This is a genomic window from Rhodococcus sp. WWJCD1, from assembly GCF_002258735.1.
GTDB lineage: Bacteria > Actinomycetota > Actinomycetes > Mycobacteriales > Mycobacteriaceae > Rhodococcoides.
The window spans coordinates 150,887-164,020 of record NZ_NOXY01000032.1; the positions used below are offsets into that span (position 1 = coordinate 150,887).

A 13,134-nucleotide genomic window follows, 5' to 3' on the forward strand; every position below is an offset into this window, starting at 1 on the left:
GACCGGAAGACATCGTCGAGGTGAACGAGACAGAGGTGCAGGGTGCAGCGGGTGACGACACGCTGGTCCCTACTTGCGATCATCGTCATCGTGACAGTTGTTGGAGCGCTGGCATTGTGGTCTCGAGATCCCTCGACCCAGTCGGTGGGGTCCGCAGGATCGGCACCTCACGTCGAGGACGAGGATCTCCCGTCGGCAGTGATCGCTACCCGTGCTGCCCTCGAGCCGTGCCCGACCTCGTCGCCGGTTCCGTCCCCCGTAACTGGCGAGCTCGTCGGTACGTCCGCACGATGCTTGGGAACGTCGGACTTATCCGATCTGGGGACCTCCCTGGCTGGGCAACCCACATTGCTCAATGTCTGGGCGTCGTGGTGCGGTCCGTGTAGACAGGAGATTCCGGTTCTGGCCCAGTACGCCGCAGAACCGGATGCGGTTCGGGTCGTCGGTCTCAACGTCCAAGACGATGCCGATGCGGCATTGAGCCTGCTCACCGAGCTGGGAGTGCACTATCCCTCGTTCGATCAGGCCGACGCGGCGTTGCAGACACTTGACGCGCCCCCTGTCCTGCCCCTGAGTTTCTTGGTCCAGAGCGATGGAACGATCGAGCGCATCACCTCGACGCCGGTGTTCTACGACCCGAGTCAGGTGCGGGAGGCGGTAACAGCGCTTGTGCGCTGATCTCAGCACGAGCACGAGCACGAGCACCAGCACCAGCAACGCGGCGAGGATCGAACGCCCGCCGGCGGACGGACTTCTACAGAATTGGGAGATGTGTATGACCGGGCAGCGGGCAGGTGCGTTCTCGCTCACGCGCCGCAACTTTCTCGCGCTGAGCGCGGCCGGAACGAGTGCCGTCGTGTTGGGGGCATGCGGCAATGGCTCGTCCGCAACAGCAGTCGTCGGACCGGACTCCGATGTGGTGGGACAGGCCGAGGACGCGCGCCGCTCGGCTACCGGCAGACAAGTCGATATTTCCTTGAGTGCTCAGCCCAGCACGGTCGACCTCGGCGGAGTGCAGGTACAGACCTGGACTTTCGGCGACAGACTCCCCGGTGCCGAGATTCGCCTGAGCCGAGGTGATGTGTTGCGCGCACAGCTCGACAACCGCCTCGAGCAGGAGACGACGATCCATTGGCACGGAATCGCCTTGCGCAACGACATGGACGGAGTGCCGGGCCTGACTCAGCCGGCTGTGGCTTCCGGTGACTCGTTCGGCTACGACTTCACCGTGCCCGACGCGGGCACGTACTTCTTTCACCCTCACGTCGGTACCCAACTCGACAGAGGACTGTATGCACCGCTGATCGTCGAGGACCCCGCCGACGGCTCGGACTACGACCTCGAAGCCGTCCTGGTCCTCGACGACTGGCTCGACGGGGTAGCCGGCGACCCCGATCGAGAACTCGAACGGCTGCGCAGCGAGGGCATGTCGATGGGCGGCATGTCGATGAGCGCGCCCACCGCCCAGTCGCCTCTCGGTGGCGACACCGGCGACGTGAGCTACCCGTACTACCTGATCAATGGCAAGATCGGGGCCGATCCCATCGTGCTCGGCGGACGGCCGGGCCAGCGGCTGCGCCTGCGCATCATCAACGCAGCTGCCGACACGGCCTTCCGTTTCGCAGTGGGGGGGCATCCTCTCACTGTTACTCACAGCGACGGATTTCCGGTTCAGCCCGAGCAGGCGCAATGCTTGTTGATAGGGATGGGAGAGCGTTACGACGCAATCATCACCTTGCAGGACGGGGCGTTTCCGATTGTCGCCGCCGCGGAAGGTAAGGACGGGAGCGGGTTCGCTGTGTTGCGTACCGGGCCAGGCGCCGCGCCGCAGTCCTCAGTCCGGCCTGCCGAACTCTCTGCAGCCCCGGTGATGGCTGATCGACTGAGGTCGCTCGATACGGTCCGCTTGTCCGCACGCGAGCCGGATCGCACGTACGACATCGCTCTCGGGATGGAGATGGGCGGGTACACCTGGACGCTCAACGGTGAGACGTACGAGCAGCACACCCCCCTCGACGTTCGCGAAGGCGAAAGAGTACGACTTCGCTTCGTCAACGCCACCACGATGTTTCATCCCATGCATCTGCACGGACACACCTTCGAGGTTGTCAACGGTGCCGGATCAGGCCCCCGGAAGGACACCTCGCTGGTCTTGCCGAACCAAACTGTCGAAGTCGACTTCGACACCGACAATCCCGGCCAGTGGCTTCTGCACTGCCACAACCTCTATCACGGGGAAGCGGGAATGATGACATCGGTGTCCTACCTGGCGTGAGCCTACGGCCGCATTCGTATTCGAGGCATGCAAACCTCTCGGACCAGGGTGCTCGCTACCGAAGGATCACGTAGCTGGCTCGTTCGACGGGATAGAGTGAACACGCGCCTAGGAGGCACTCATGCAGGGTTTGGGAGAGCTCGAAGCTCTGGTGATGGACGTGGTGTGGAATACCAGCGCCGCAGTCCGGGTTCGTGATGTCATCGATCAACTCGAGGACGGTCGAGAACCGGCGTACACCACGATTCAGACGGTGCTCGACAATTTGCACCGTAAAGGCTGGGTACACCGACAACGCAACGGACGGGCATATTGGTACGAAGCCACCCGAAGCAGGGAAGAAGCCGCCTCCGACGCCTTGCGAATACTTCTCGAATCGACCGGCGACCCGACGAGCGTGCTGCTGCACTTCGCCCGCGGCGCTTCCGATGACGAATCGAAGGTGCTCACCCGCGGTCTGAAAGAGCGTAAGAGGTGACTGCCGTACTCCTGTGGGCCCTCGGTGGGCTGTTGGTTGCGGCTGCCGCGCCATTGCTGATGAGGTCGATGATCGACAGAGGTATCGATGCGCACGTCACGCTCTTGACGTGGTCGGCGCTCGTTGTGGGCACCTTGGTCAGCATTGCGGTACCGGTCGTGCTCAGTGCGATCCCCAGTCATGGGGGCGTGACGACCCTGGTCGACATCGCACACCAATGCTGGCTCGCCCTTCAGGGCGACATACCTGCCCGCGTCGAGGCCATCGTCGGGGTTGTCGGGATTGCGATGTTGGGCTGCGGCGCAGTCCGCTGGATCATTCACCTGAGGCGCGCAGTGTGTGAGCGACGGCGAGTGTACGAGCGGCACATCGATCTGCTGCGCATCATCGCTGGAGGCGTCGGGTTTTCCGGTTCGAATCAACCCGCGTCGACCTTGTGGCTTCCGTTGGACAGTCCTCTCGCGTACAGCGTCGCGGGACGACCGGCGATGGTCGTGGCCAGCGAGGGGCTGCGTACGCAGTTGACGCCTGCTGAAGTCGAGGCGGTCCTCGCACACGAACGTGCACACATCGATGGCCGGCATCATCTGCTCGTAGGCATTGCCGAGTCGGTGGCCTATGCGTTTCCGTGGCTACCGATCATGCGAGCGTCACCTTCGCTCGTGCGCGCTCTGGTCGAACTCGACGCGGACGCCCGCGCAGCCCGCTCGCACGGACGAGACCCCGTGCGGCGCGCTCTGACTTCGCTGCGCCCGCACCCTGTTCCTCTGCCCGCCCTCGGTATGGTTTCCGATGCCACCGTTGTGCGGCTCGATCGTCTCGCCGTGGACCGAGTGATCCCGCATGCTCCCCTCCGGTGGGCGCGGGCGTTCGTAGCGTGCACCGCCGTTGCCCTGCCTGCGTTACCAGTAGTGGCCCTGCTGGGGGCCATGACGTTGGCATCCTGCGCGGTGGGATGAAATGCCCCGCGCGGCACTACAGATCACGGGAGCGAGTCCGCAATACTCGCCCCTCGGCTTTCGGGTGCGGGAAGCGATCATCATGAGACCGACGAGCGCGAGGACCATCGCCATCGGATAGCCGACCGCGAGATCCTGCCATCCGGCGCTCGGAAGAAACCGAAGCTGCCCGAGATGAATTACGACGTGGGTCGCACCGATCACGACACCCGCCATCAGGACCACCCAACCCCGACCTTGACGGCGGCGCTCACGCTTGTACGCCTCGGTGTAGAGCGCCCGCGTCCTCCGGCGGCCGCCGTCTCGTTTTTGGCCTGTCATCGCGCGCCTGCACGTCCACACGCTATTGCTCGTGAGCGAGTTGGCCGACGGAGCCGAAGCACCGCCGAGAAGGCATTCCGCAAGCGGCGGCATCCCTGCGCTGGTAGCGCTGAGCGGGACAGCATGCGCGAGAGGTTCTGATTCGGCGGTACGGGGAGGGGGCCCGTTCGACTCCGTTGCGCCCGGTGGCAAACCGATATCGACTACTTCCCGGCAGCAGCGGGAACCATCGGCGAATTGTCCGGTCCCGACCTGGTGAACCCCGAACAAGACGATCTCGGCATCCGATTTCATCGGACACGTTCTGGTGATCAACCTCCGGGGTCGGCACTGCGGAAGGTGATTGATCATTCTTCGATGGTTCGTCCGGTGTGTCGCCACGCGAGCATGCCGCCTTGTAGTTCGACGACATCGGTATAGCCGAGAGCGGCCAGGTCTTTCGCCGCGGTGGCGCTCATTGTCCCGGTACGGCAGTAGATCGCCAGCGGTGTGGTCCGGTCGGGCGGCAACGTCGCGGCCTGTTGTCGGATCTGGTCGAAGGGAAGACTCGAATCGGTTCCAGGGAGCTGGCCCTCGTTGGGGGTATGGACGTTGATCGTGACTCGGCCGGGATCGGCAATCGCGGCGGCGAAGTCAGCGGGATCGAGCAGTTCTGCCCGCGTAGCGACGGGCATCGACGCACTGGGCTCAGTGGCCTCGCCGCCGGTACATCCAGCGAGTGCAAGGACGAGGACAGTCAGTATCGATGCCGGACTACGGAGCGTCGATCGGGACACCGAATGCGGTGCCATCGCATCGAGGTGATCACCGAAAGGCACACGCATAAAAATACGTTCGGTGATCACGAGAGCACCTGCGACGCTGCGAGGACGCCGATGAGGACCGCGCAGCAGATGAGCGAGACAGTGAGTCGGCCTCGACGAGTGTGCGCGTCCACTCGAAACAGAAACAGGCCTTGCCGGACCAATGTGTATGCGGCAATACTCCCCAGGAAGACCAGCCCTCCGACGGGAAGGTCGACCTGAAGTACCGCGGCGAGCGCAACTCCCGCGATCAACAGGGCTGCAGCGGCCTCGTAGAGCTGAACCGGAATCCTCCTCGTCGCCAGGGTGCGATCGGACGAAAACAGGCCCCACCGAGATCGAGTCGGACGCCCCGAACAGCAGCCCGCCAAGAAGCATCCCGGACGACCGATCGCCATGCCGAGAAACAATCCCGGGGTGGTTGCATCCAGGACTGCGCCGACGTCCATACCCCCGAGTGCTCCGCCGATGACCAAGGTGCCGAGCGAAACGAGGAGGAAGCCTTGTATGCACGCTCCTGCGCGGATGAAAGTAGATATCGGTCGACGGTGCAAGATCAAGTACCAAACCTTGGCACCGATATATCCCAGAATGCAACTCAGAGCTGAAATTGCAACAGCAGCAGCAACATTGGCATCCATGCGTGAGAGCAGGAATCCCTGAACAATCAATGCAACCACCGCTCCCGCGGCTACCAACGCCGGCCAACTCCACACCCGCACAGCGGGACCGTATGTCAGTAGCGCAGTGCGCGCGGTGAGCACAGAGTTCTGCTGCCGTTCGCTACTGTCTGCGCCCCCGTCGATGCGTCGCGCACTCACCTCCCACTCCCCGCTGGCAATGCCCTGAATACGGGTGGTCGCGGCGAACCGGCCTCCAGCGGCTGGACGTGATTTCACGACCAGAGTCCGATCGAAACCGACCTTCTCGGTCGATGCATGGCCCTCGACTTCCACCCGCGATCCAGTGAAGCGAATCGCCACGTCGTGGCTGGGCTCGGCATCGGCCCCGCCGACACCCCAGTACGTCACCGCAAGCCCCAGCGGCTCGACCTGGGAAATCTCATCGGTACAACTGGTGGCTGGTGAGCGCTTGGGTGCGTAACTCTGCGGTGCGGGCGCAACAGCTTCAGGCGTGCGGGCACGTGGGCGCTCCGGCGGCGCTGCAGTATCGATCGTCGGATCTGCGGCCTGGGCCGACGCTCGCGGTGGGGTAGTGGAGGCCGGCGCGAAAGCCCGGGCGACAGTGGGATGGAGTGCACCGCTGCCGGGCGAGTGGCCCCTGCTTCGAAGATAATCGGCGGCGGCGACGCTGACCGCAGAATGTGGGGCCACCGCTGAGAGGGGATGCCTTGGCTGGGGCTCAGTACGTATGGCACCGGGGTGGGGAGCCGGTGGGCCGCCCCCGGATCGTGTCGCCGTGGTTCGTCGTTTGTGCGCTTTCGATCGCGACTTGCTGGATTTCTTTCCCACAGGTTGCCTCCATCATCGCCTGTCCGGGCGACGGCGTCTCGACAGCAGTCAACTACTATGCTCGATAGTAGCTGAACTACTAAGCGTTATAGTAGGAGCTGCGGGATGACCACACTCCGCAGGTCAGCAGGTGGCTGGTGCGAGAGTGAGGAGCAGCAATGATGAATATGGGCACCATGAGTGGCGGATGGACGATGATGGCAGGAATGGCCGCGTTCTGGCTGGTCGTGATCGCTCTGTTGATCTGGGGTGCGGTTCGGCTGATGTCCGCTCGCCCGCAATCGGGGGAGGACGCGCAGGAAATCCTCGATCGTAGATTCGCGGCCGGGGAGATAGATCGAGATTTCTATCGCGCAGCGGTCGCAGAATTGGCGACCGCTGCGCTGCGCAAGCGTGCCGACACTCGGTAAAGAGCAACTGCGGTGTGACGGGCAGGCATTTTCACCGCATGTGACCGAGTTTGCGGACTGGATATGTCGGTGCGCGCCGGCTGGCCGGTAGGGCAGGGCTCGCCCGGGGCCGGTGAGCGGCAACTGTCGGCGCGTTCGAAGGCGCACCGAAACGATCAGATCGAAAGTGGAACCGAACGTGAGTGATACACCCATCTACGACTTACTCAACGCTACATCGGCGTCGCCGCAGCCCCATGGTGAACGAGACAGTATCGCTCCACCGTCCGATCTGCGGCGTCAGCGATCGACCGAACGAGCAGTTCCGCGATCTTCGAGAGTCGACACGCGGGCTCGCCATGCGCGCCGTGACACGGCGTAATTCGCCCTGCCCTGCCTCCAGTCGGTGAGAAGACTCGTAACGGAAATCGCAGCGAACGCCGATGATCCACGCGCGTGTGCAGGTACGCCCGTCGCTGTAAGGCTCAGCTGTGCCGCGGATGCATGCGCCCCTTGACCGAATCGGTATCGACATCCATGCCCGTCCGTGAGCATGACAGCGACCGCGGGTGCACCTGGTGGCCAGCCGACTGGCGCTCACGCGTTGACAACACCCTGACGGTTCTTCCCAATGAGATCAGGAAGGGGTATGGTTCGACTTGATCGACATATACCCCTATGGGGTATATGTTGTCCGAGATGTCGAAAGCTACGCATGATCATCACGCACTGTCAGTTACGCCGGTATCGATGTACGGCCACTGTGAGTCGTCGGTCCGCAACGACGTCAACGCCGTGATCGGAATGGACACTGTCGCGTTATCGGCGGCGGCAGGGACATTCACGGTCACCAGTACAGCCACGCTCGTCCAGGCGCAGATCATTGTCGCCCTCGACGCCGAATACACAGCCGAACCAGAACCCACGAGTTCATGGGATGAATGGATATCGAACTCGATGGATGAGAGGACAGCACGATGAACGATCACACACACTCCGACGTCGACTCCGCGCGGACGGATCCGCCGAACAGACTGCAGCACAGCGGGCATGAAGAAGGACCCGAAATGCACACGGACGTGGCAGAGAAGGCGACTCCGCAGTCGGACCACGACACCGGCGGGCACAACGCAGAGCACGGCGGGCACAACGCAGAGCACGGCGGGCACACCGGTCACGGTGGTCATGCCGGTCACGGGGATCACGTCGGTATGTTTCGTCGCCTGTTCTGGGTCATGCTGGTCCTCGCCGTTCCGGTGATCGTTGCCTCGAACATGTTCGCGATGCTCCTCGGATACTCACTGCCCGACTCATCGTGGATCGCCTGGGTCTCCCCGGTGCTGGGCACCGTGATGTACGCCTGGGGCGGGTCCCCGTTCCTCACCGGCGCAGTCAGCGAAATCCGTTCCCGTGCACCGGGAATGATGCTGCTCATCGCCCTCGCGATCACCGTCGCATTCATTGCGTCGATGGGAGCGAGCCTCGGCCTGCTCGATCATCAGCTCGACTTCTGGTGGGAACTGGCGCTGCTGATCGTGATCATGCTGCTCGGGCACTGGATCGAAATGCGATCCCTCGCGCAGACCACCTCCGCTCTGGACTCGTTGGCGGCGCTGCTCCCGGACACCGCCGAACGCGTCGACGGCGACGATGTGGTGCCGGTGTCCCCGGCCGAGCTGCAGCTCGGTGATGTCGTCGTCGTCCGCCCCGGCGGCCGAGTACCGGCGGACGGCACCATCGTCTCCGGATCGGCGAGCATGGACGAATCGATGATCACCGGCGAATCACGCACCGTCCGCCGCAGCGACGGCGACCACGTCGTCGCCGGCACGGTAGCCACCGACTCCGGTCTGCGCGTCCAGGTCACCGCAGTAGGGGAGGACACCGCCCTCGCCGGCATCGGCCGCTTGGTCGCCGACGCCCAGAACTCGACCTCGCGCGCTCAGCGCATCGCCGACACGGCCGCCGGTTGGCTGTTCTGGTTCGCTCTCGGTGCCGCGATCATCACCGCCGCTGTGTGGACTCTGGTCGGGATGCCCGACGACGCCGTCATCCGCACCATTACCGTGCTGGTCATCGCCTGCCCGCACGCACTCGGACTGGCGATTCCGCTGGTGGTCTCCATCGCCACCGAACGCGCCGCCCGCGGCGGTGTCCTGGTCAAGGACCGGCTCGCACTCGAAACCATGCGCACGGTGGACACCGTGCTCTTCGACAAGACCGGGACCCTCACCAAGGGTGAACCCACCGTCACCGCAATCGAGGTGACAGACGGGCGCACCGCCGACAACGTCCTCGCGCTGGCCGCTGCCGCAGAAGCCGACTCAGAACATCCCCTGGCTCGCGCCATCGTTGCGGCCGCACGCGCGCGGAACCTGACCGTCCCGGCTGCAGCAGACTTCCAGTCGTCTCCCGCCGTCGGGGTCTCTGCGGACGTCGACGGCACCCGGGTCCAGGTCGGCGGGCCCGCGCTGCTCGAGCAGGAGCGCGGATCCGAACTCGCTGTCGCCGACCGGTGGCGGGGCGACGGGGCGATCATCCTGCACGTCCTCGCCGACGGGGCCGTGATCGGTGCCCTCGCGCTGGCAGACGAGATCCGCCTCGAATCACGCACCGCAGTCGATGCGCTCCACGCTCGGGGTATCGCGGTGGTGATGATCACCGGTGATGCCGATGCCGTCGCGCAGTCCGTCGCGACCGAGCTCGGTGTGGACCGCTACTTCGCGGGGGTGAAACCGGAAGACAAGTCCCACAACGTTGCTGAACTTCAACAGGAAGGGCGCACGGTGGCGATGGTCGGTGACGGAGTCAACGACGCACCGGCTCTGGCGCAGGCCGATGTCGGTATCGCTATCGGCGCGGGTACCGACGTTGCTATCGCGTCGGCCGGAGTGATCCTCGCCAGCGACGACCCGAGGTCGGTGTTGTCGGTGATCGAACTCTCGCGCGCCTCGTACCGGAAGATGAAGCAAAACCTCTGGTGGGCAGCGGGATACAACCTCATCTCAGTTCCGCTCGCGGCAGGAGTGCTCGCGCCGGTCGGGTTCGTGCTGCCCATGTCGATCGGCGCGATCCTGATGTCGCTGTCGACGATCATCGTCGCCGCGAACGCGCAGCTGCTTCGGCGACTCGACCTCACGCCCGACACCATCACCGGAGCGGTGAACGAGGGGAGTTCCAATTCTCCGTCGCAGCGCACACCGTCACTGTGAGAGCTGATCTCGTACCGGAAACGCAGCCCTGACGACTGCGAAGCGCTGATGGCCGCACCCTCTCCGCCGGAGAGGATGCGGCCATCGTTGTGTATAGCGGACCAGGTCAGCCGAGCAGCCGCTGCATGGTCTCGATTTCCTGCTGCTGGGTGGCGACGATGGTGCGGGCCATCTCCAGGGCGTCAGGGTTGGAACCGTCTGCGATTTCGGTGTTCGCCATCTCGATGGCACCGGTGTGGTGGGCGATCATCATCGTCAACCACTGGCGGTCGAATTCGGGTCCCGACGCTGCCATCAACGCGTCCATGTCCTGAGCGGTCATCATGCCGCTGTCGGAGCTGTGGTCCATCCCGCCCATCTGACTCATGTCAGCCGAGGGCGCGGGCTTACCCCACTCGGTGAGCCAGGTGGTCATCTGGTCCATCTCGGGCTGCTGTGCGCCGGCGATCGCCGATGCCAGCGACAGCACGTCCGGGTTGTCGGTGCGGCCTTCGGCCATGTCGGCCATCTCGACTGCTTGGGCGTGGTGCGGGTACATCATCTGCGCGAACATCACGTCGGCATCGTTGAACTGCGCCGTCGAGCTCGCCGGCGCGGACGATGCCGAGGTAGAGGACATCGATCCCATCGAATGGCCATCCATCGACGAATCGGCCCCGTTGTCGCTACAGCCGACGACGAGGAACGCGCTCGCAGCAGCAGCAGCGATCGAGGCAATGACTTTGGTACGCATGAGGAAACTCCTTGCAAGAGTGAGTAGTACAGAGAATGGCCGTGTATCGATCCGCCGACAGACATGCGTCTGTCGGGCTCCCCGTCACACTCGCAAGGTCACCGATCTGTCCAACTCCCATAACGTCCACGGCGGCGCACGTTCGAGCGTGCAGTCAGTGCATCCGACGATCCGGTTCACCGACGTCGGCACCAGGTCGACGGCAGTGCTCAGCGCCGGGACCGTCAGCGCGGGCCACGACGCCGGCGTGCCCACACACGGATGCATCATCTGGTGTGCAGACGGGCAGTCGTGTTCCCCGGCCATCACCGGAATCGACACCGAGTCGTCCATGCGGGACGGTGCTGCGATCGAGGCATGGCCGCCGCTCATCGACCGAGACATCGAGGACATCGACATCGAGGAGACGGAATGCATCAGCAGCACACCGAACACCACCGTTGCAATCAGCAAGCCAGTCACCGAGGCGGTGCCCCGGTGACTGTGCCCGATCTCTGAATGCATGCCTTCGACCGTAGCAGGCATACCCCCTAAGGGTAGCGCCCGAACCGGGTGATCGCTTTACCTCCGCTACTGTCAGACGGAGGCATGATCTTGGGCAGATGCGACTGCATCCAGCAATCTGTGCACACGACTTCTGAACTAATGCAGCTCACTTCTGAAACTGACAATTCGATTGTCAATTTCAGAAGACGGCTGCACTCTTTGCAGGTGTTTCGAGGGTGAGTGCAGTGGTCTTCTGACATCCTGATGTCAGAAGTGCGGTGCACGGTCGCACGTTCGGCTCTCGGTGACAGGGAGGCTTGTGATGGACCCTGACAAGCTCGACGTCGTGGAGACCGGTGTGCTGACCGCGTCGGGGGAGCGGTGGTCCCAGGCCGAGACCCGTTTCGCTGTCCTGGCTCCCTTGCTGGAGATGCATCCGGTGCGTTTGGAAGCGGTCGACGATGCCGCGCAGCGGTTGGGGTTGTCCAGGCGGCAGGTCTACACGTTGGTCGGCAGGCTCAGGAACGGGACGGGGACAGTCACCGATCTTCTGACGAAGGTCTCGTCGGGTGGGCGTGGCCGCAGCCGAGTAACGGCCGAGGTCGAGGACGTGATCGGCGATCATCTCACCCGATATTTTCTTCACCGTCAGAAGCTCAGTGTCGCTGCGCTGCATCGACGTATCGCGTTGGCGTGCCACCGCGCGGGTCTGCCTGTGCCGGCCAGAAATACCGTCACCGCGCGTATCGCCGCGCTCCATCCGGCATCGGTGGCCAGGTCACGCGGAGGACCCGATGCCGCCCGCCCACGTCAGTCCGCCGGCGACAGTCCACCGACGGTGTCGGGGATTCTCGATCAGGTCCAGATCGACCACACCGTCGTCGATCTGATGGTCGTTGACGAGTACGAGCGGCAACCGATCGGCCGCCCCTACCTGACGATCGCCATCGATGTCTTCAGCCGTTCCGTACTTGGGTTCGTCGTCACTCTGGAGCCGCCGTCGTCGATATCGGTCGGGTTGTGCCTGGGCCGCGTGTGCTGCGAGAAACAGACATGGCTGGAGGCATGCGAGTTCGCGGAGCAGGTGCACTGGCCGATGGCAGGGAAGCCGAAACAGTTGTATCTCGACAACGCCTCCGAGTTCAAAAGCGAAGCGCTGCGTCGCGGATGCGCCCAGCACGCGATCACACTCGAATACCGTCCTCCGGGCCGACCGCACTACGGCGGGATCGTCGAACGCATCATCGGAACGGCGATGACGGCGGTGCACGAGCTGCCTGGGACCACCTTCTCGAACCCCGCGGACCGAGGAAGTTACGACTCGGACAAGCACGCGGCGTTGACATTGCGTGAGTTGGAGCGCTGGCTGGTCCTGGCCATAGCCTCGTATCACGCGAGCGTTCACACAGGGATCGGGAACACTCCGGCCGCCGTGTGGGCCGGCGCGGTCGCCGCAGTTGGTCATGCCCCTCGTGTGGTGCTCGGCGAAACCGCGTTCCTGGTGGACTTTCTTCCCGTCATCCGGCGACGTCTGACGCGCACGGGCTTCGTTCTCGATCACGTGCACTACTTCTCGAACGCGCTCAAACCGTGGGTTGCGCGGCGAGAGGATTTGGGGCGGTTCGTGATACGACGTGACCCACGCGATTTGAGCAGAATCTGGGTCCTCGAACCAGAGGGTGCCGGCTATGTCGAGGTGCCGTATCGGACGATGTCACATCCCGCGGTGACACTGTGGGAGCACAGAGCTGCTATCACTCGTCTCCGCGAACAAGGTCGGTCGAACGTCGATGAGAGCGCACTGTTTTCGATGATCGAGCAGATGCGCGAGGTCACCGACCGCTCGCAGAAAGCTACCCGCAAAGCCCGGCGCAACCGTGCCCGCCGTATGCATCTCACCGGCGTCGCGTCTGCACCGATCCCGGCGATTCACCCGCCGGAGGAGCCTCGAGCGGACGGCGGCACCGCAACGCCGGTCTTCAGCGACATCGAGGAATGGTGAGGCG

Annotated in this window: 11 protein-coding genes; 7 read left to right on the forward strand and 4 right to left on the reverse strand. The window is 63.9% G+C overall.

Annotated elements, in window-relative coordinates; genetic code table 11:
• Positions 1-51: 51 nt before the first annotated feature.
• The 4 genes from CH286_RS25855 (at position 52) to CH286_RS25870 (ending at position 3,712) form a co-directional block, all read left to right on the forward strand.
• On the forward strand, positions 52-678 hold the full coding sequence (locus tag CH286_RS25855; RefSeq protein WP_032375710.1) for a TlpA family protein disulfide reductase: 627 nt from the start codon (positions 52-54) through the stop codon (positions 676-678).
• Between the two features lie 97 nt (positions 679-775).
• Positions 776-2,275 (forward strand): multicopper oxidase family protein, encoded by a 1,500-nt coding sequence (locus CH286_RS25860; RefSeq protein ID WP_094610819.1) that lies wholly within the window; start codon positions 776-778, stop codon positions 2,273-2,275.
• Positions 2,276-2,396: 121 nt separating this feature from the next.
• The gene (locus CH286_RS25865; RefSeq protein WP_094610783.1) at positions 2,397-2,753 is read left to right on the forward strand and encodes a BlaI/MecI/CopY family transcriptional regulator; all 357 of its coding nucleotides are present in this window, start codon (positions 2,397-2,399) and stop codon (positions 2,751-2,753) included.
• Positions 2,750-3,712 carry a M56 family metallopeptidase gene (locus tag CH286_RS25870; RefSeq protein WP_094610784.1) on the forward strand — a complete coding sequence of 321 codons (963 nt, stop codon included), beginning with the start codon at positions 2,750-2,752 and terminating at the stop codon, positions 3,710-3,712. Before CH286_RS25865 ends, CH286_RS25870 begins: the two co-directional genes overlap by 4 nt.
• 668 nt (positions 3,713-4,380) lie before the next feature.
• Here CH286_RS25870 and CH286_RS25880 read toward each other — a convergent pair.
• Positions 4,381-4,878, reverse strand: coding sequence for a rhodanese-like domain-containing protein (locus CH286_RS25880; protein WP_230593572.1), 498 nt, complete (start codon positions 4,876-4,878; stop codon positions 4,381-4,383).
• Positions 4,875-6,170, reverse strand: a complete 1,296-nt coding sequence (locus CH286_RS25885; protein WP_230593573.1) for a prolipoprotein diacylglyceryl transferase family protein — start codon at positions 6,168-6,170, stop codon at positions 4,875-4,877. Before CH286_RS25885 ends, CH286_RS25880 begins: the two co-directional genes overlap by 4 nt.
• A 296-nt stretch (positions 6,171-6,466) precedes the next feature.
• Between CH286_RS25885 and CH286_RS25890 the strand changes: the two genes are divergently transcribed.
• Entirely contained in the window at positions 6,467-6,718 is a 252-nt protein-coding gene (locus CH286_RS25890; RefSeq protein ID WP_032401334.1) for a hypothetical protein, read from the forward strand.
• 956 nt (positions 6,719-7,674) lie between these two features.
• Positions 7,675-9,909 carry a heavy metal translocating P-type ATPase gene (locus tag CH286_RS25900; RefSeq protein ID WP_176458355.1) on the forward strand — a complete coding sequence of 745 codons (2,235 nt, stop codon included), beginning with the start codon at positions 7,675-7,677 and terminating at the stop codon, positions 9,907-9,909.
• A 106-nt stretch (positions 9,910-10,015) separates the two neighbouring features.
• Here CH286_RS25900 and CH286_RS25905 read toward each other — a convergent pair whose 3' ends face one another.
• Both CH286_RS25905 and CH286_RS25910 read right to left on the reverse strand, forming a co-directional pair.
• A complete protein-coding gene (locus CH286_RS25905; protein ID WP_094610785.1) occupies positions 10,016-10,642 on the reverse strand; it encodes a DUF305 domain-containing protein in 627 nt (208 codons plus the stop codon).
• 84 nt (positions 10,643-10,726) lie between these two features.
• Entirely contained in the window at positions 10,727-11,146 is a 420-nt protein-coding gene (locus CH286_RS25910) for a hypothetical protein (RefSeq protein WP_094610786.1), read from the reverse strand.
• 304 nt (positions 11,147-11,450) lie between these two features.
• On the opposite strand from CH286_RS25910, the gene CH286_RS25915 reads away from it, so the two are divergent.
• On the forward strand, positions 11,451-13,130 hold the full coding sequence (locus CH286_RS25915) for a Mu transposase C-terminal domain-containing protein (RefSeq protein WP_094610787.1): 1,680 nt from the start codon (positions 11,451-11,453) through the stop codon (positions 13,128-13,130).
• Positions 13,131-13,134: the final 4 nt, after the last annotated feature.